This window comes from Microbacterium sp. LWH13-1.2, from assembly GCF_038397735.1.
GTDB lineage: Bacteria > Actinomycetota > Actinomycetes > Actinomycetales > Microbacteriaceae > Microbacterium.
The window spans coordinates 1,832,802-1,851,073 of sequence record NZ_CP151635.1 but is presented as its reverse complement, the minus strand read 5'-3'; the positions used below and the strand labels follow the sequence as shown (position 1 = coordinate 1,851,073).

Annotated in this window: 17 protein-coding genes and 1 pseudogene; all 18 read left to right on the top strand. The window is 67.7% G+C overall.

Annotation, left to right across the window (positions count from 1 at the left end; all coding sequences use genetic code 11):
- The first annotated feature begins 21 nt into the window (after positions 1–21).
- The 18 genes and pseudogenes from MRBLWH13_RS08760 to MRBLWH13_RS08675 all read left to right on the top strand — a co-directional run bounded on the left by MRBLWH13_RS08760 (position 22) and on the right by MRBLWH13_RS08675 (position 18,201).
- On the top strand, positions 22–1,803 hold the full coding sequence (locus MRBLWH13_RS08760; RefSeq protein WP_341958150.1) for a penicillin-binding protein 2: 1,782 nt from the start codon (positions 22–24) through the stop codon (positions 1,801–1,803).
- Positions 1,804–1,831: 28 nt separating this feature from the next.
- Positions 1,832–3,244, top strand: a complete 1,413-nt coding sequence (gene murF / locus MRBLWH13_RS08755; protein WP_341958149.1) for a UDP-N-acetylmuramoyl-tripeptide--D-alanyl-D-alanine ligase — start codon at positions 1,832–1,834, stop codon at positions 3,242–3,244.
- A complete protein-coding gene (gene mraY, locus MRBLWH13_RS08750) occupies positions 3,241–4,353 on the top strand; it encodes a phospho-N-acetylmuramoyl-pentapeptide-transferase (RefSeq protein ID WP_341958147.1) in 1,113 nt (370 codons plus the stop codon). The genes murF and mraY overlap by 4 nt, the downstream gene beginning before the upstream one ends.
- The gene (gene murD, locus MRBLWH13_RS08745) at positions 4,343–5,881 is read left to right on the top strand and encodes a UDP-N-acetylmuramoyl-L-alanine--D-glutamate ligase (protein WP_341958145.1); all 1,539 of its coding nucleotides are present in this window, start codon (positions 4,343–4,345) and stop codon (positions 5,879–5,881) included. The genes mraY and murD overlap by 11 nt, the downstream gene beginning before the upstream one ends.
- The gene (gene ftsW / locus MRBLWH13_RS08740; protein WP_341958143.1) at positions 5,850–7,088 is read left to right on the top strand and encodes a putative lipid II flippase FtsW; all 1,239 of its coding nucleotides are present in this window, start codon (positions 5,850–5,852) and stop codon (positions 7,086–7,088) included. Before murD ends, ftsW begins: the two co-directional genes overlap by 32 nt.
- A complete protein-coding gene (locus MRBLWH13_RS08735; RefSeq protein WP_341958141.1) occupies positions 7,085–8,161 on the top strand; it encodes a UDP-N-acetylglucosamine--N-acetylmuramyl-(pentapeptide) pyrophosphoryl-undecaprenol N-acetylglucosamine transferase in 1,077 nt (358 codons plus the stop codon). Before ftsW ends, MRBLWH13_RS08735 begins: the two co-directional genes overlap by 4 nt.
- A 64-nt stretch (positions 8,162–8,225) precedes the next feature.
- Positions 8,226–9,698 (top strand): annotated as a pseudogene (murC, locus tag MRBLWH13_RS08730) (UDP-N-acetylmuramate--L-alanine ligase); the annotation flags it as partial.
- Between the two features lie 243 nt (positions 9,699–9,941).
- Positions 9,942–10,568: an FtsQ-type POTRA domain-containing protein gene (locus tag MRBLWH13_RS08725; protein ID WP_341958265.1), complete on the top strand. Its 627-nt coding sequence runs from the start codon at positions 9,942–9,944 to the stop codon at positions 10,566–10,568.
- 176 nt (positions 10,569–10,744) lie between these two features.
- Positions 10,745–11,896, top strand: coding sequence for a cell division protein FtsZ (gene ftsZ, locus MRBLWH13_RS08720; RefSeq protein WP_341958139.1), 1,152 nt, complete (start codon positions 10,745–10,747; stop codon positions 11,894–11,896).
- Positions 11,893–12,597: a YggS family pyridoxal phosphate-dependent enzyme gene (locus tag MRBLWH13_RS08715; protein WP_341958137.1), complete on the top strand. Its 705-nt coding sequence runs from the start codon at positions 11,893–11,895 to the stop codon at positions 12,595–12,597. The genes ftsZ and MRBLWH13_RS08715 overlap by 4 nt, the downstream gene beginning before the upstream one ends.
- A gap of 43 nt (positions 12,598–12,640) precedes the next feature.
- Positions 12,641–13,120, top strand: a complete 480-nt coding sequence (sepF, locus tag MRBLWH13_RS08710; RefSeq protein ID WP_341958135.1) for a cell division protein SepF — start codon at positions 12,641–12,643, stop codon at positions 13,118–13,120.
- A gap of 3 nt (positions 13,121–13,123) precedes the next feature.
- Positions 13,124–13,423 carry a YggT family protein gene (locus MRBLWH13_RS08705; RefSeq protein WP_341958133.1) on the top strand — a complete coding sequence of 100 codons (300 nt, stop codon included), beginning with the start codon at positions 13,124–13,126 and terminating at the stop codon, positions 13,421–13,423.
- A gap of 154 nt (positions 13,424–13,577) precedes the next feature.
- Positions 13,578–14,180 (top strand): DivIVA domain-containing protein, encoded by a 603-nt coding sequence (locus MRBLWH13_RS08700; RefSeq protein WP_341958131.1) that lies wholly within the window; start codon positions 13,578–13,580, stop codon positions 14,178–14,180.
- Between the two features lie 96 nt (positions 14,181–14,276).
- A complete protein-coding gene (gene lspA, locus MRBLWH13_RS08695) occupies positions 14,277–14,840 on the top strand; it encodes a signal peptidase II (protein ID WP_341958129.1) in 564 nt (187 codons plus the stop codon).
- Positions 14,841–14,842: 2 nt separating this feature from the next.
- Positions 14,843–15,763 carry an RluA family pseudouridine synthase gene (locus MRBLWH13_RS08690; protein WP_341958127.1) on the top strand — a complete coding sequence of 307 codons (921 nt, stop codon included), beginning with the start codon at positions 14,843–14,845 and terminating at the stop codon, positions 15,761–15,763.
- Positions 15,764–15,859: 96 nt separating this feature from the next.
- A complete protein-coding gene (locus tag MRBLWH13_RS08685) occupies positions 15,860–16,459 on the top strand; it encodes a GNAT family N-acetyltransferase (protein WP_341958125.1) in 600 nt (199 codons plus the stop codon).
- Between the two features lie 31 nt (positions 16,460–16,490).
- Positions 16,491–17,078 (top strand): sigma-70 family RNA polymerase sigma factor, encoded by a 588-nt coding sequence (locus MRBLWH13_RS08680; RefSeq protein WP_341958123.1) that lies wholly within the window; start codon positions 16,491–16,493, stop codon positions 17,076–17,078.
- On the top strand, positions 17,065–18,201 hold the full coding sequence (locus MRBLWH13_RS08675; protein ID WP_341958121.1) for a hypothetical protein: 1,137 nt from the start codon (positions 17,065–17,067) through the stop codon (positions 18,199–18,201). The genes MRBLWH13_RS08680 and MRBLWH13_RS08675 overlap by 14 nt, the downstream gene beginning before the upstream one ends.
- Positions 18,202–18,272: the final 71 nt, after the last annotated feature.

Here is an 18,272-nt window from a genome sequence, read left to right as displayed (position 1 = left end):
ACGACCTGACGGAGAGAGTCCATGACGACACGAGCCACCCGGACGCCCCGGCGACGCACGGTCGTCGCGCTGGCGGTGATCCTGTCGATCCTCGCGGCGTTCGTCGTGCGCCTGGTGGACATCCAAGTGGTCAAGGCAGACGAGCACGTCGCTCAGTCGCTGGAGTTCATCTCCAAGGGCACGGCCATCCCCGGACAACGCGGACCCATCACCGATGCAGACGGTGCGGTGCTTGCCGAGAGCGTCAACGTCTACGACGCGCAGCTGAGCCCTCAGGTGATCCGACTCCTCGAAGAGGACGAGAAGAACCCGCCGGCGCTTCCGTGGGCCGAAGCGTCTACCCGCATCGCCGAGATCATGGGGCTGGACGCCGAGAAGCTCCGCGCCGACGTCGCCGCAGCGCTGGCAGCGAACCCCGACTCCCAGTACTTTCCGCTCGTGAAGGGGCTCAGCACCGAGAAGTACATCGAGCTGCGCGATCTCAAGGTCTCGTCGTACCTCACGATGAAGCCGCGCGAGGTGCGGGTCTACCCGAACGGCGCGGTCGCCGGAAACCTCCTCGGATTCCTCGACGGAGCGGGTACCGCGCAGGCCGGCATCGAGAAGATGGACGAGAAGTGCCTCGCACCGACGGACGGTGAGGAGTCGTACCGCACGGGCAAGAACGGTGTGGTCATCCCCGGCAGCGAGAGCAGAGTCGACGCCGTCGACGGCGGTGCCGTACAGCTGACGATCAACAGCGACCTGCAGTGGTACATGCAGCAGATGATCGCCGAGGAGGCGCAGACACAGGGCGCGAAGGGCGGCACGGTGACGGTCGTCGAGGTCGCCACCGGCAAGATCCGGGCGGCTGCGGAGTGGCCGACCATGGACCCCAATGACCTGGACGCATCGTCGTCCGACACGTGGGGCAGCAAGCTCTTCACCTACCCGTTCGAGCCCGGCTCCACGTTCAAGGCGGTCACCGCCGCGGCGATCATGGAGAACGCCGGCGTGACGATGACGAGCCCCACGGTGTCGGCATCGTCGAAGGAGAAGTTCGACAACGGCGCCGTGATCAACGACGCATTCGTGCACCCGACGTTCCAGTACACCCTCGCCGGCGCGCTCATCGACTCCTCGAACGTGGCGCTGTCGAAGTTCGGCACCATGGTGAGCCCCGATGTTCGATACGACTACCTGCAGCGCTTCGGCGTCGGCACGAGGACTGTCGACTTCCCCGACGAGGCGGGCGGTCTGCTGCACCCGACGAGCGAGTGGGACAACCAGTCGCTGTACACGACCACGTTCGGTCAGTACTTCACCGTCACGGCCCCGCAGCTCGCCGGGGCCTACCAGGCCATCGCGAACGGCGGGGAGAAGATCGGCCTGTCGCTGATCGAGTCCTGCACGACGCCCGACGGCGAGGTGATCGCTCCCGAGGCTCCGGCACACGATCAGATCATCAAGCCCGAGACCGCCGCCGACCTGACGCGGATGCTCGAGAACGTCGCCGTCCAGGGCGGCAACGCCGAGCGCATCCAGGTTCCCGGCTATCGCGTGACCAGCAAGACGGGTACCGCACAGATCCCGGACGGCAACGGCGGATACAAGGCCGGCGTGTACTACACGAGCATGGTGGGCTTCGCTCCGGTCGATGACCCGCAGTACGTCGTCGTGGTGACTCTCGACGAGCCGACTAGAGTTACATCGTCTGCTGCTACCGCGTCGGCCTTCCAGAAGGCCATGACCCAGACCATGAAGACCTACCGCGTGATGCCGTCCTCCACACCGATGGACGCACTGCTTCCCAAGTTCGAATAGACGGCGCCCCGCCGCGCCTGGAGACGTCATGATCGCCCTGTCGCTTGCTGAGATCGCCGCCGTCCTCGGGGGTGATCTCCGACTCGCCGGTACCGCGACGGCCGAGACCCTCGTCGACGGCGTGGTCGACACCGATTCGCGCACCATGGCGCCCGGATCCGTCTTCGTCGCGAAGCCGGGTGCCGAGACCGACGGCCACCGCTTCGTCGGAGCGGCGCTGGCAGCCGGCGCCGCTCTCGCGATCGTCGAGCATCCTGTCGACGACGAGATCACGCAGATCGTCGTTCCGAGCGCTGTCGCCGCCCTCGCCGATCTGGCGCGAGAGGTCGTGGCGCGCGTGCGCGCCGAGGGGCATCTCAAGATCGTCGGCATCACGGGCTCGAACGGCAAGACGACGACCAAGAACTTCCTGGCGCGCATCCTCTCCGGCGAGGGGGAGACGGTCGCGCCCATCAACTCGTTCAACAACGAGGTGGGCGCTCCGGTGACGATGCTGCGGATCACCCACGACACGCGGTTCCTCGTGAGCGAGTTCGGTGCGGATGCGCCGGGCAGCATCGCGCGCCTCGCGGGCCTCGTGGAGCCGGACATCGCCGTGGTGCTGATGGTCGGCATGGCGCACGCCGGAGGATTCGGCGGCATCGAGGCGACGGCGAAGGCCAAGTCCGAGCTCGTCTCCGCCGCCACTCCCTCGGGGACCGCCGTGCTCAACATCGATGACCCCCGAGTCGCGGCGATGCGCGAGCTCGCCGTCTCACGCGGCATGCGGGTCGTCGGCTTCGGTCAGAGTGCCGCGGCGGACGTGCGGGCCCATGACCTCGAGGTCACCGCATCGGGCACCTCCTGCGTGATCGAGGCCGCGGGGGAGCGGCATCCGCTCCGGCTGCAGGTCCTCGGTGCGCACCATGTCGGCAACGCTCTGGCCGCCATCGCGGCTGCGCGTGTGCTGGGCGTCTCGACGGCAGATGCTGTCGCTCGGCTCGAGACGGTCGAGATCGCCGAGCGCTGGCGCATGCAGCCGATGGGCAACGAGCGCGTGCGCATCATCAACGACGCCTACAACGCGAGTCCGGACTCCATGGCTGCGGCGCTGCGCACGCTCGCGCAGATCACCGGTCCCGACGAGCGGACGGTCGCGGTGCTCGGCGCCATGAGCGAACTCGGCGAGACGGCGGGTGAGGAGCACGACAGGATCGGTCTGCTCGCCGTGCGGTTGAACATCCAGCGGATCGTGGTCGTCGGCCCCGAGGCTCGCCGCCTCTTCATCTCCGCGATCGGCGAGGGCTCGTGGGACAGCGAGGCCGTGTTCTTCGCAGACCAGGATTCCGCGTTCGAGTACCTGCGCGGCGAGCTGCGCGACGGCGACCGCGTGCTCGTGAAGTCCTCCAATTCCGTGGGGCTCCGGCACCTCGGCGATCGTCTGGGAGAATTGTTCTCGTGAGATCTCTCATCATGGCGGCCGCCATATCGCTCGCCTTCACTCTCTTCCTGACTCCCGTCTTCCTCCGACTGTTCCGGAAGTGGGGCTGGGGGCAGGTCATCCGCACGCCCGAAGCGATCGAGAACCCGAGCCACGAGGCGAAGCGGGGAACCCCGACCATGGGCGGCGTGATCTTCATCGTCGGCACCATGGTCGGCTACTTCACCGGGACATACGTCGGTGGCGGGACGCCGTCGACATCGGCGCTCCTCGTCATCTGGCTGATGGTCGGCTTCGGGGCCGTCGGCTTCATCGACGACTACATGAAGGTGCGCAGTCAGCGCAGCCTCGGGCTCTCGGGCTGGCGCAAGATCATCGGCCAGCTGGTGGTGATCATCCCGTTCGGCATCGTCGCCCTGAACTTCCCGAACTCGTACGACCAGACACCGGCATCCGGCTCGATCTCGCTCTTCCGCGACATCCCCTGGTTGAACCTCTTCGCGTTCGCCGCGATCCTCGGCTGGGCCCTCTACCTGCTGTGGATCTCGGTCATCGGCGTGGCGACGTCGAACAGCGTCAACCTCACGGACGGACTCGACGGCCTCGCCGCGGGAGCCGGAGTCATCGTCGTCGGTGCCTACAGCCTGATCGCCTTCTGGCAGTTCAAGCAGTCCTGCGTCGGTGAAGGCGTCGAATCCGCGGCCATAGGCGGATGCTACGAGGTGCGCGATCCCTTCAGCCTGGCGATCATCGCCGCGTCGTTCGCCGCCAGCCTGATCGGCTTCCTCTGGTGGAACGCCCCCAAGGCCAAGGTCTTCATGGGCGACGTCGGCTCGATGGCGATCGGCGGTGTGATCACCGCGATGGCGATCCTCACCCGCACCGAGCTGCTGCTCTTCGTGATCGCCGGAGTCTTCGTCCTCGCGTCGGGGTCGGTCATCCTGCAGCGTGCCTACTTCAAGGTCACTCGCGGTAAGCGGCTGTTCCTGATGAGTCCCTTCCACCACCATCTCGAGATGCGCGGGTGGTCAGAGGTGACGATCGTCGTCCGGATGTGGATCATCGCAGGACTCCTCGCCGTCTCGGCCGTCGGGCTCTTCTACGTCGAATGGCTCACTCGTGTCAGCTGAGTCCAGGCTCGCGACGCTGACCAGTTGGCGGTCCGACTGGTCGGGCCTGCGGGTCGCCGTGCTCGGGCTCTCGATGACCGGCTTCTCGGTGGCCGACACACTCACAGAGCTCGGTGCCGACGTGCTCGTGCTCAGCGAGTCTGCCGAGCAGGAATACGCCGATCTCCTGCCCGTGATCGGCGCGCGCCTCGAACTGGGCTCACTCATCGAGGTGCCCGAGGCGCTCAGCGTCTTCGCGCCCGAAGTGGTCATCGCCTCTCCCGGCTTCTCTCCCGCGCATCCCGTGATCCGGTGGGCGCAGCAGTCCGGCATCGCGATCTGGGGCGACATCGAGCTCGCCTGGCGCGTCCGCGACAAGGTGACGCGCGCCGACGGCACTCCGGCCGACTGGGTGCTGATCACCGGCACCAACGGCAAGACCACCACGACGCAGCTGACGGCATCCCTCCTCGTCGAGGGCGGGCTGCGTGCGGCGCCCTGCGGCAACATCGGAGTGCCGGTGCTGGATGCTGTGCGCGACCCCGAGGGTTTCGATGCGCTCGTCGTCGAGCTCTCCAGCCACCAGCTCTGGTACCTCGGGCAGTCCCGCGCCGAGGGGCAGCTCTTCCCGCACGCGTCGGTGTGCCTGAACCTCGCGGACGACCACCTCGTGTGGCACGGCAGCGCCCAGGCGTATCGCGACGCGAAGGCGATCGTCTATCGCAACACGCGCGTCGCCTGCGTCTACAACAAGGCCGATGAGGCCACAAGGATCATGGTCGAGGAGGCCGAGGTCGTCGACGGTGCACGGGCGATCGGCTTCGACCTCGGCATTCCAGGACCCAGCGACCTCGGTGTCGTCGAGGGGCTGCTCGTCGATCGGGCGTTCCTCGACGATCGGGCGACCAGTGCGCTGGAGCTGACGACGATCGCCGACCTGCAGAGCGTCGGCCTCGCCGCGCCGCACATCGTGCAGAACATCCTGGCGGCCAGCGCTCTCGCGCGTTCGCTCGGGGTCGAGCCCGAAGCCATCCATGCAGCTCTCCAGTCCTTCCGACTCGACGAGCACCGCATCCAGGTCATCGCGCGTCACGCCGGCATCACCTGGGTCGATGATTCCAAGGCAACGAATCCGCACGCCGCGGCCTCGTCGCTGCGTGCCTACCCCGGAGCGGTCTGGGTCGTCGGCGGAGATCTGAAGGGCGTCGACATCGCCGATCTGGTCGCGTCCGTCGGCTCGACGGCCCGTGCGGCCGTCGTGATCGGCGTCGAACGCACCTCCGTCGTCGCGGCATTCGAGCGACACGCGCCGGGGGTGCCGGTATTCGAGGTGGATGCTGGCGAGACTGGTCACGTCATGAATCGCGTCGTGGAGATCGCCGCGGGAATCGTCGATGGCGAGGGCACAGTTCTGCTGGCCCCCGCAGCGGCATCCTTCGATCAGTTCTCCAGCTACGCGGATCGCGGACACCGCTTCGCCGAGGCGGTGCGGGACTGGATAGACCGGGGGAGCGCCGATGACGCAGGTCGCACGCCCCCCACGGTCTGAGCCCGGCCGCACATCGTCGGGCGGCCTGGCCGCCCGTGTCTCCCTCGGGAGGCGATTCACCCCGGTCTCGACCGAGTTCCTGATGATCGCGTCGGCCGCCCTCATGCTGACCATCTTCGGACTCGTGATGGTGCTCTCGGCGACGAGTGCGACCGCGGTGGCCAGGGGCGAGAACCCGATGGACGGCGCGTTGCGCCAGGGGATCTTCGCGGTGCTCGGCATCCCGCTGATGTTCCTGATCTCGCGACTGCCGATCGCCTTCCTCAAGCGCATGGCGTGGCCTGCGCTGTTCGGCTCGATCGCCCTGCAGATGCTCGTCTTCACGCCTCTCGGCATCGAGGACGGCGGTAACCGCAACTGGATCATGATCGCGGGATTCACCCTGCAGCCGTCGGAGTTCCTGAAGCTCGCGCTCGCGCTCTGGGTCGGGTACGTGCTGCTGCGCAAGCAGACGATGCTCGGGACCTGGCACCAGGTGTTCATCCCGGTGGTGCCGGTCGGAGCCCTCGCGATCGGCACGGTCATCGCCGGAAAGGACCTCGGCACCGCGATGGTGCTGGTCATCGTCCTGCTCGGCTGCCTGTTCTTCTCCGGCGTGAAGCTGCGACTGTTCATCCTGCCCGTGCTGCTCGGCGTCGTGGCGGTCATCGCCCTCGCCGTGACGAGCCCGGACCGCATGCGTCGTATCACGGCCACCTGCTCCGACATGTCGGCGTACACCGGCGACTGCTACCAGTCGATCCACGGGATCTGGGGCATGGCCTCCGGAGGCATCTTCGGCGTCGGCCTCGGCAACTCGCAGGAGAAGTACGGGTGGCTGCCCGCGGCGGGCAACGACTTCATCTTCGCGATCGTCGGCGAGGAACTCGGACTGATCGGCTGCATCGTCGTCCTCGCGCTCTTCACGCTCTTCACGGTCGGCGCCTTCCACATCATCCGCAAGACGGACGACCCGTTCATCCGTGTCGCAGCCGGTGGCATCACCGTCTGGATCACGGGCCAGGCCGTGTTCAACGTCGGCGTCGTCATCGGACTGTTCCCGGTCATGGGCGTTCCGCTGCCTTTCATGTCGCAGGGCGGCACGGCGCTCCTCGCGGTGCTCATCGCCTGCGGCGTCCTGCTGTCCTTCGCGCGCACTCTCAAGGTCCCGGAAGCACGCGCAGCTGAGCGGACCCCTTCGGCAGGGCGGGGTAGGGTCACACGGTGACCACGTACCTTCTCGCCGGCGGTGGAACCGCCGGTCACGTCAATCCCCTGCTCGCCGTCGCTGACGGACTGCGCGCCCGCGAAGCCGATGCGACCGTCCTGGTGCTGGGCACGGCGGAGGGCCTCGAGTCCCGACTCGTGCCCGCCCGAGGATACGAACTCCTCATCGTCGACAAGGTGCCGTTCCCGCGTCGTCCCAACAGGCAGGCGGCCGCATTCCCCGGACGCTTCCGTCGGGCGATCGCGCAGGTGCGTGCGCACATCCGCACGCACGCGGTCGACGTCGTGGTCGGTTTCGGCGGATACGCCTCCGCCCCCGCCTATGTGGCCGCCCGCCGAGAGGGTGTGCCTTTCGTCGTGCACGAGGCTAACGCCAAGCCCGGCCTCGCGAATGTGCTGGGTGCGCGTCGCGCCGCGGCGACCGGAGTCGCCTTCGGCGGCACGAAGCTGCGCGGTGGCGAGGTCGTCGGCATGCCGCTGCGCCGTGAGGTCATCGAGCTCGACCGCGCGGCCACCCGCGACGAGGCCGCAGAGCACTTCGGACTCGATGCCTCTCGTCCGGTCCTGCTCGTGTTCGGCGGATCGCTCGGAGCTCAGCGCCTGAACGAGGCCCTCGCCGACTCGTGGGGCGACGTCCTCGCCGCAGGATGGCAGCTGCTTCACGTCACGGGCGAGCGCAGCGACCTCGCCGACCCCGAGGTGCCCGGCTACGCGCTGCGCCGCTACGTCGATCGCATGGATCTCGCGTTCGCTCTGGCCGACCTCATCGTCTCGCGCTCCGGGGCGGCGACGGTCAGCGAGATCAGCGCGCTCGGCATCCCTGCGCTGTACGTGCCGTACTCGGTGGGCAACGGCGAGCAGCGGCTGAACGCGGCATCCGCGGTCGCCGCCGGCGCCGCCCGTCTGCTCGACGATGCCACCTTCGACGGAGACGCCGTGCGGCGCATCGTGGTCCCCATGCTGAAGGATCCGCAGCGGCTCTCGGCGATGGCGGACGCAGCCGGTCAGGTGGGCACGCGCAGCGGTACCGACAATGTCATAGCGCTCGTCGACCGAGCCCTCGGTCTCGTCTGAGTCCGCTGCAGACACGGCTCAGCGCCGCCGAAACGTCCTCACTGAAAAGTAGACTGAATCCGACATGATCAGACCTGACCTCACTCTCCCGATCCCCGAGTCGATCTCCTCCGCGCACTTCATCGGCATCGGAGGATCCGGCATGAGCGGCCTCGCCAAGATGTTCCTCGATGCGGGAATCCGCGTCTCCGGGAGCGACCGGGCGGACAGCGACAACCTCCGCGCTCTCGCAGCGGCCGGTGCCACGGTGCACGTCGGACACGACGCCGCCCACCTCGGCGACGCCGACACGGTGGTGCACACGGGAGCGATCTGGCCCGAGAATCCCGAATTCCTCTTGGCGAAGGAACGTGGATTGCACGTGATCCATCGTTCGCAGGCGCTGCACTGGCTGATCGGCGCGCGGCGACTCGTCTCGGTGGCGGGAGCGCACGGCAAGACGTCATCGACGGGCATGATCGTCACAGCGCTGCAGGCTCTCGGGGCCGACCCGAACTTCGTGAACGGAGGCGTCATCGAGCAGCTCGGTGTCTCGAGTGCGACGGGCGCGGGTGAGCTCTTCGTGATCGAGGCCGACGAGTCCGACGGCACCTTCCTGCTGTACGACACCGCGGTCGCGCTCATCACCAACGTCGACCCCGATCACCTCGACCACTACGGGACGGACGAAGCCTTCCACGATGCATTCGTACGCTTCGCCGACGCCGCCAGCGAGGCCGTCGTGATCTCCAGTGATGACCTGGGCGCACTGCGTGTGGGCGCCGGGCTGTCGCACCCGAACGTCATCACCTTCGGTCAGGCCGAGAATGCCGACGTCCGTGTCACCGACATCGTCACCGCGGGCCCCGTGTCCGCCACGATCACCCGGGACGATGAGAGCGTGCGACTGCAGCTCGCCGTGCCCGGTGTGCACAACGCGATCAACGCGGCCGGCGCCATCGCGGTGCTCCTGTCCGTCGGCTTCGGGCTGACCGAGTCCGCGCGCGCCGTCGAGGGCTTCGCCGGCACCGTGCGCCGGCTCGAGAAGCACGGAATCGAGCGCGGCGTCACGGTCTACGACGACTACTCGCACCACCCGACCGAGGTGCGGGCCGCGCTCGAGGCGATGCGCTCGATCGCAGGCTCCGGAAGGATCATCGCGATCCAGCAGCCCCACACGTACTCGCGCACGCAGCACATGTTCCGCGAGTTCGCCGAGGTGCTCGAGACCTACGCCGACCACACGGTCGTGCTCGACGTCTACGGCGCGCGCGAGGATCCGGTGCCCGGGGTGACGGGTGAGCTGGTCAGCGGCGCTTTCCAGGATCCCTCGCATGTGCACTTTGTCGCGGACTGGCAGCAGGCCGCCGACTACACGGCGTCTGTAGCGCGTGAGGGTGACTTCGTCGTCACGCTCGGCTGCGGCAACGTCTATCAGATCATCCCGCAGGTGCTCGAGTCGCTGCGGACCGAAGAGGTCTAGGCGATGCGACGTCCGCCTCCGCTTCCCACGCCTCCCGCGGGTCGCGCGGAGGACGAGTCCGCCGCCGGGCCACGGGCGGGCGCTCGCGATCGCGGACGCGCCGCTGCGGGCGAAGGCCGACGCGACGACGCGGATGTCATCGATCTCGGGGCCTACGCAGGAGACACGGGCGCGGAGCATGCCGAGCGGCCGACGTCCACACGTGACGTCTGGCGCGCCGCGCGCGCACGGCGCAAGGCGCTTCGCGCGGAGATCCGGCGGTTCACCCAGCGCTCACGGCGTCGGCGCATCGTCTGGCTGAGCGCGATCGGCGCGGTCGTGCTCCTCGTCGGCGGGACGACGGTCGCGGCGTACAGCCCGTTGTTCGCGGTCGAGAAGATCTCCGTGGTCGGTGCGGTGACCCTGGATCCTGCTGCGGTCGAGACCGCTCTCGCCGGTCAGATCGGTACCCCGCTCGCTTCGATCGACTCGAGTGAGGTGAAGGCGTCGCTGCTGGCATTCCCGCTGATCGAGACCTATGCGCTGGAGGCGAAGCCCCCGCACGACCTCACGGTGCGGATCGTCGAGCGCACACCCGTCGGCGTCATCCGCTCGGAGGCGGGGTACACGCTCGTCGACGCCGCAGGGGTCGCGCTCGCGACGACGTCTGATCAACCCGCCGGACAACCCGTGCTCGACATCGAGGGCGGCACGGACTCGGCAGCCTTCGAGAGCGCGGGTCTCGTCGTGCGGTCGGTGCCGGCCGATCTGAGGGCGATGCTCACGGGCGTGCGTGCGACGTCGCCGGATGACGTGACGCTCACGCTGAGCTCCGGTCTCACCGTGGTGTGGGGGAGCGCCGAGGACTCGCCCCTGAAGAGCGAGGCGCTCTCGAAGACCCTGATCGGGCGTCCGGACGCATCCACGATCGACGTCACTTCGCCCCACGCGGTCGTCGTCGGCTGAGGTTTCGACGGCAAACCGGCGACACGCCCGTGTCTTTGCGGGTGCGCGGGGTCGCGACGCTTACCTTCGAACAAGAGAAACCAATACCGGGAAATACTTTACACCTCTAGTTGAGGTTTAAGGTTCAACCCTCGGGATCTCGCCCAAAGACAGGCTCGACTATTCGGAGGCCGGCCATGAGCCAGAACCAGAACTACCTCGCCGTGATCAAGGTCGTCGGCGTCGGCGGTGGCGGCGTCAACGCCGTCAACCGCATGATCGACCTCGGTCTCCGCGGAGTCGAGTTCATCGCAGTGAACACCGACGCGCAGGCGCTGCTGATGAGTGACGCAGACGTCAAGCTCGATGTGGGCCGCGAGCTCACTCGCGGACTCGGCGCAGGAGCCGACCCCGAGGTGGGTCGCCGCGCCGCCGAGGACCACGCCGAGGAGATCGAGCAGGCGCTCACAGGTGCCGACATGGTCTTCGTGACCGCGGGCGAGGGAGGCGGAACCGGAACCGGTGGTGCCCCCGTCGTCGCGCGCATCGCGAAGTCGATCGGCGCGCTCACGATCGGCGTCGTCACCAAGCCGTTCTCATTCGAGGGTCGCCGCCGTCAGAGCCAGGCCGAAGCCGGCGTGGCGAAGCTGAAGGAAGAGGTCGACACCCTCATCGTGGTGCCGAATGACCGCCTCCTCGAGATCAGCGATCGCGGCATCTCGATGATCGAGGCCTTCGCCACAGCCGACCAGGTGCTCCTCGCCGGTGTGCAGGGCATCACGGATCTCATCACGACCCCCGGTCTGATCAACCTCGACTTCGCGGACGTCAAGTCCGTCATGCAGGGTGCGGGATCCGCGCTCATGGGAATCGGATCGGCGCGCGGCGCCGACCGTGCGATCAAGGCCGCCGAGCTGGCCGTCGAGTCGCCGCTCCTCGAGGCGAGCATCGAAGGCGCCCACGGCGTCCTGCTCTCCATCCAGGGCGGGTCGAACCTCGGGATCTTCGAGATCCACGACGCGGCAGACCTCGTCAAGGAGGCCGCGCACCCCGAGGCGAACATCATCTTCGGTACGGTCATCGACGACACCCTCGGCGACGAGGTGCGCGTCACCGTGATCGCCGCGGGCTTCGACGGCGGCGAGCCGTCGCTCCGCCTCGACCCGATGGTCGTCACGCGTCCCGCCGCGGCGAGCACGCTCCCCGAGGTCGCCCTCTCGAACGACGAGGAGAGCAAGCCCGCCTCCGAGGCTGTCGAGACCGAGAAGACCCCGCAGCGCGTCACCGCCACGAGCATCGAGCCCGCCTTCGCGGACGACGACATCGACATCCCTGAATTCCTGAAGTGACCCTCGAGCAGGGCCCCGAGAAATCGGGTCTGGCCGCGCGGCTCTCGGCGATCGATGAACGGATCGCCGAGGCTGCGCGACTGGCCGATCGGGATCCGAGTGAGATCACCCGGATCGTCGTGACGAAGTTCCATCCCGCGTCCCTCGTGCGCGACCTGCAGGCGCTGGGTGTGCGCGAGGTGGGGGAGAACCGCCAGCAGGAGCTCTCCTCGAAGGTCGGCGAGCTCGACGGCCTCGATGTCCGCTGGCATTTCATCGGACAGGCGCAGACCAACAAGGCCTCGGCGATCAGGCGGAGCGCGGATGTCGTGCATTCGGTCGACCGCGACAGGCTCGCCGACGCCCTGCACAGGGCTGCCGAGGGGGATGACGTCCTCGACGTCCTCGTTCAGGTCAACCTGACGGCGGACGAGGGGCGAGGCGGTGTCGCGCCAGACAGCGCGCGCTCGCTCGCCGAGCACATCCTGACCCTCCCGTCGCTGCGCCTGCGAGGCGTGATGGCCGTGGCGCCTCTCGACGAGGAGCCCGCGTCGGCGTTCGCCCGGTTGCGCGCGATCGCAGAGGGAGTGCGCGAGGTCGAGCCCGCGGCCGACTGGATCTCCGCCGGCATGACCGGTGACTTCGTCGAAGCCATCGACGCCGGTGCGACACACCTGCGGATCGGCTCCGCAATCACGGGACCCCGCCCCGACCGGGGTTAACCTGTGAACAGACCAACCCGACACGTTCGAACCGGAGGACACGATGGGTAACCCGCTGAAGAAGACCATGGTGTATCTCGGCCTCGCCGACGAGGAAGAGGCTTACGAGGAGCAGGTTCCGGCCCGCGCCCACCGCGAACGTGATCGCGACCGCGACCGTGACCGGGAAGAGCCCGCTCCGGCGCCCGTCACCCCGCTGCGGCGTCCTGTCGCCGTGCGCCAGCCCGCAGGAGGGGCAGTGAACGAGATCCTCACCGTGCACCCGAAGCAGTATCGCGATGCTCAGCTCATCGCGGAGAGCTTCCGCGAAGGTGTCCCGGTCATCATCAACCTCTCGCAGATGAGCGACGCCGACGCTCGCCGACTGATCGACTTCGCATCCGGTCTCTCGCTCGGCCTGTACGGCCGTATCGAGCGGGTCACCTCGAAGGTGTTCCTGCTCTCGCCGGAGAACATCGCTGTGTCCGGCCACGGGGGAATCGCGCACGCAGACGCTGAGTCCGCGGGCTTCGACCAGTCCTAGACCGTGGGGATCGTCGTCTCCATCGTCGCCAGCATCCTTCATCTGGCGCTTCTGCTGTATCTGCTGGTGCTCTTCGCTCGCCTGATCCTGGGCTACATCCCGATGTTCAATCGGGAGTGGAGACCCAAGGGTGCGGGTCTCGTCGCAGCCGAGCTCGTCTACACGCTGACCGATCCGCCTGTCCGGTTCTTCCGGCGGATCATCCCACCCCTGAGGATCGGCTCGATCTCGCTGGATTTCGGGTTCTCGATCACGATTCTGATCGTGCTGATCCTCATGAGCATCGTCCGCAACTTCATCTGAGTCCTGCGCGACTTAGACGCCGCGGAGTGTCGCGGCGTCGCGGCTGACAGGCTCGGGGACTATGCTTGGCTCCCAGGTGCGCGCCCCGGGTTCGCGCCACATCACGACCACGCCATTCTCGAAACTGGCAACCGAACTCATCGAAGGAGCCACCATGGCACTTACCCCGGATGACGTCGTCACCAAGCAGTTCCAGCACGTCCGCTTCAAGGACGGCTTCGACCCGGACGAGGTCGACGACTTCCTCGACGAGATCGTCATCGAGTGGCGCAAGGCCCTCGAGGAGAACGTCGAACTCAAGGCCAAGCTGGCCGCGTTCGAGTCCGGCGATGCGCCGGTCGCTGCCGCGGCTCCTGCCGCCGAGGCGCCCGCGCCCGTCGTCGAAGAGACGCCCGTCGCCGCACCGGCCGAGCCCGCTCCGTCGGGTTCCGCGACCGCCACCGCCGGCATCATCGAGCTCGCACAGCGTCTGCACGACGAGCACGTCGCCGAGGGTGAGGCCAAGCGCGCTCAGCTCATCGCCGACGCCGAGGGCGAGGTCAACCGCATCCGCACCGAGGCCGAGGCCAAGCAGCGCGAAGAGTCGGCACGTCTCGAGCGCGAGCGCAACACGCTCGAGGCTCGCATCACCGAGCTCCGCAACTTCGAGCGCGACTACCGCTCGCAGCTGCGCGGCTACATCGAGGGCCAGCTCCGCGACCTCGACGAGAAGTCGGCGTCGACGGACTCGACCCCGGTCTCCGCGATCGGACTGTAGGTCGTCCCTTTGCCAGGACGTCCTGCCCTTCGTCGGTCGGCGGCTGGCGCGATCGTTGCGATTCTCGCAGCGATCGTGCTGGCCGCCGATCAGTTTGTGAAGTACCTCACCACCGAGAACCTGCCGCTGCAAGAGCCCGTCCCGGTGCTCGGTGAATTCCTTCAGCTGTACTACGTGCGCAATCCCGGTGCCGCGTTCTCGCTCGGGTCCGATGTCACGTGGATCTTCACCATCGCGCTGGCGGTCGTCGCCGGTGTGATCGTGTGGAAGGCCTTCGGTCTGCGCTCCCGGCTCTGGGCCGTCGTCCTCGGCTGCCTTCTCGGGGGAGTGCTCGGCAACCTCACGGATCGCCTCTTCCGCGATCCCGGTTTCCCCATGGGGCACGTGGTCGACATGATCTCGATGCCGTGGATGATGCCGGCGATCTTCAACGTCGCGGACATCTTCATCGTCACGGGAATGATCTCCGTGGCGTTGCTCGTCGTCTTCGGGCTGCGTTTCGACGGCACGCGCGAACGGGACCACGCCCCCGTGGAGACAGACGAAGAGGCCGAGGCCGTCGCGATCGCCGAAGAGGCGGATGCCGTGGAGCAGACGGACGTCTCACGCACCGACAGCACGTCTCCCGATGCGCCCGCCGCCGCGTCGGACGGGCGCTGAGCGTGGAGTTCCGCTCCCTTCCCGTTCCTGACGGGCTGGAGGGAACGCGCGTCGACGCCGCCTTGGCGAAGATGCTCGGCTTCTCCCGGACCTTCGCCGCGGACGTCGCCGCCGCCGGAGGCGTGCGTCTCGACGGCGTCACACTCGACAAGTCCGATCGTCTTCGCGGCGGCGGATGGCTCGAAGTGGAGTGGCAGCCGAAAGAGGAGCCGCGGATCATCCCGATCGCGGTACCGGAACTCGGGATCGTCTACGACGATGACGACATCGTGGTGGTCGACAAGCCCACAGGCGTCGCCGCCCACCCGTCTCTCGGCTGGGAGGGCCCCACGGTGGTGGGCGCTCTCGCCGCCGCAGGGTTCCGAGTGGCTACGAGCGGTGCGCCCGAGCGTCAGGGCGTCGTGCACCGCCTCGACGTCGGCACCAGCGGGCTGATGGTCGTCGCCAAGAGCGAGTCCGCCTACACGGCGCTCAAGCACGCCTTCAAAGAGCGAACGGTCGAGAAGATCTACCACGCGGTCGTGCAGGGGCACCCCGATCCGTTGATGGGGACGATCGACGCGCCGATCGGTCGGCACCCGAATCACTCGTGGAAGTTCGCGGTCGTGCCCGACGGCAAGCCCTCGGTGACCCACTACGAGACGCTCGAGGCGTTCCCGGGTGCTTCGCTCCTCGAGATCCATCTCGAGACCGGTCGCACGCACCAGATCCGCGTGCACATGGCCGCACTCCGGCATCCGTGTGTCGGCGACCCCCTCTACGGGGCGGACCCCACGCTGTCGGCGAAACTCGGTCTCACCCGCCAGTGGCTGCATGCGCACAAACTCGCGTTCTCGCACCCGGCGACGGGGGAGTGGGTGCAGTTCGAGTCGGCGTATCCTGCGGACTTCGAGCACGCGCTGGCGGTTCTGCGAGGCGAGTGAACCACTCGGCCGGCCAGCGACGAGAACGGCATTCATGCGTGCCCGAGGTGTACTGAGCGCCTAGGCGATGTCCGTGGGGTGGGCCAGACTGGGCGCATGAGCATCGAGGTGCGACCGGCGACCGAGTTCGACGACGTGGCCGCTCTCGTCGGCCCGAAGAAGCCGACGTCGAACGTGTGCTTCTGCCTGAGTTATCGGATCGGCAGCAAGGAGAACAACGAGCTGCGCGGCTCCCAGCGCGCGGATCGTGTGCGTGAGCTCTGCCATCAGGACCCGCCTCCCGGCGTGATCGCCTACCTCGACGACGAACCGGTCGGGTGGGCGGCAGTGCATCCGCGCAGCGACACGAGCTTCGCTCGGAACAGGCTGATCCCGAAGGTCGACGATCTCGACGTGTGGTCGCTGTGGTGCATCCGAGTCCGGCCGGGACACCGCAAGCAGGGGATCTCGCATGCGCTGATCGACGGGGCCGTGGCCTATGCGAAGAGACGTGGTGCCCCGGCGATCGAGGGATATCCGGTCGACAACAGGGGAGAGAAGGTGAATCTGACCATGGCGTACGTCGGCACGCGAGGGCTGTTCGAGGCGGCGGGCTTCAGCAAGGCCGCCGACACCGACTCGACTCTCGACGGCTTCCCACGGGTGCTGATGCGGCTGGATCTTCGACAGGGGCGGAATCCGTCGAAGAAATCGTGAACCGAGCCGTGGCTCAGAGGCAATACACAGTGTGAGCACAGACAGTGAGATCATCCGCCGGTCGCTGGATCAGCCGTCGGCCTTCGCAGAGCTGTTCGACCGGCACGCCCGCGCGGTGAACGCCTTCGCGACTTATCGCATCGGTCGGCATGCCGCAGAAGACGTGCTCAGCGAGACCTTCCTCGTGGCCTTCCGCCGCAGGGCGGACTTCGACCTGACGAAAGACTCGGCCTCGCCGTGGCTGCTCGGAATCGCTTCCACGCTGATCCGCCGTCATCGAGTGGTCGAGGCGAAGCACTGGCGATCGTTCGCTGCAGTGGCCTCCGGTGAGGAGCACGCGACGCTCGGCGGAGTGGAGGACGCGATGAGGCGCGTCGACGCGGAGCGTGAAGTACGTGCTCTCAGAGAGCGCATCGCGGCGCTCGCCCCGAAGGATCGGGAGACGCTGCTTCTGTATGCCTGGCAGGGGCTGAGCTATGACCAGATCGCGGAGGCGCTCGCGGTGCCCGTCGGCACCGTGCGTTCGCGGCTGAACAGGGTACGCAGACGGTTGGATCCCACGCGAAGGATCCAGGCATTCGAGAAGCTGCAGGGAGGGGAAGTCCATGGACGTGTTTGAGAGGGTTCGGCAGACCAAGCCTGTGAACGAGGCCGACGACCTCGATCTCGGTTCTGCCCGATCGCGGCTGATGCGCGCGATCGAGGCCGAGCGCCGCCCGGTGAGGTCTCGGGCATCACGGCGGCCATGGATCATCGCTGGTGGGCTCGCGAGTGCGGTCGCCGCCGTCACCGTCGGTGTCCTGGTCGTGAACGGGTTGACGAGTCCCGCGCCGATGATCGAGGCGGTACCGACCCGCGAGCCGGGGAGTCTTCTCGTTCCCACGCGCTCACCGGAGCCGCCGTCAACGGAGACACCGGCCGAGGTGCTGCGCGGTGCGGCGGTGGCGGCGGCCGAGTTCGTGTCGCCGACACTCGCGCCGGGCCAGTATCTCCGTCGCGAGTGGAAGACAGAGGAGCTGTATGTGTATGAAGACGCCTTCGGTTCGTGGGCGACGCCTGGGTGGGGTGGTTCGCGGGAGACCGCGACGAGCGCGTGGGTGGTGGGTACGCGCGGGACAGAGTACATCCCCGCTGATCTGGCGAGCCAATGGTACGGGTCCGTGGAGCCATCGGAGCTCCTGTCGAGCTTCGGCGACAGCGCAGAGATCGCGGCAGGATCTCAGGTGCTCCCGGGGATGCTCGGATCGCGCCCTCAGCTCGAACCCTACGATGTCTTCGCGCCGTGGTCCGTCGGCGGCGCAAGCGATCTCGCCTCCGTCTTCGCGGCGATGCCTGACGACCCCGAGGAGATGGTGAGCTGGATCCGGGATCGGGTAGAACCGGAACGACCGGGAGGGGAGGACTTCAAGGTCGGCTGGACTCTCATCGGGCTGCTCGCGCACAACGCGGGTCCGCCGGACGTCCGGGCCACGATGTACCGGGCGCTCAGTCTGCTCCCCGGTTCCACGGTCGGCGAGGAACAGGCGGGAGGAGCGCGTACCCTCACGTTCGAGTCGCGTTTCGGATGGGCGTCCGAGCCCTCGGACTCGTCGTTGACGCGTTTCACGGTGACGATCGACATGGCGACCGGCGACATCAGGGAGACGACGTACACGTCGGACGTCGGTGAGGGCATCGTCCCGGCCGAGATCCCGGATTCTCGTGTGATCTACACGGTCGGCGTGGTGGACGGGCTCCCCTGATGACGATGCCGACATCGGGTCGGGCGACGGACACGCCTGCACCCGATGTCGGACGCCGAAAGTAGAATCGA

Coding starts and splice junctions, on each gene's coding strand:
- MRBLWH13_RS08760 (WP_341958150.1), top strand. CDS start 22: ATGACGACACGAGCCACCCGGACGCCCCGGCGACGCACGGTCGTCGCG.
- murF (WP_341958149.1), top strand. CDS start 1,832: ATGATCGCCCTGTCGCTTGCTGAGATCGCCGCCGTCCTCGGGGGTGAT.
- ftsW (WP_341958143.1), top strand. CDS start 5,850: ATGACGCAGGTCGCACGCCCCCCACGGTCTGAGCCCGGCCGCACATCG.
- ftsZ (WP_341958139.1), top strand. CDS start 10,745: ATGAGCCAGAACCAGAACTACCTCGCCGTGATCAAGGTCGTCGGCGTC.
- sepF (WP_341958135.1), top strand. CDS start 12,641: ATGGGTAACCCGCTGAAGAAGACCATGGTGTATCTCGGCCTCGCCGAC.
- MRBLWH13_RS08700 (WP_341958131.1), top strand. CDS start 13,578: ATGGCACTTACCCCGGATGACGTCGTCACCAAGCAGTTCCAGCACGTC.
- MRBLWH13_RS08685 (WP_341958125.1), top strand. CDS start 15,860: ATGAGCATCGAGGTGCGACCGGCGACCGAGTTCGACGACGTGGCCGCT.
- MRBLWH13_RS08675 (WP_341958121.1), top strand. CDS start 17,065: ATGGACGTGTTTGAGAGGGTTCGGCAGACCAAGCCTGTGAACGAGGCC.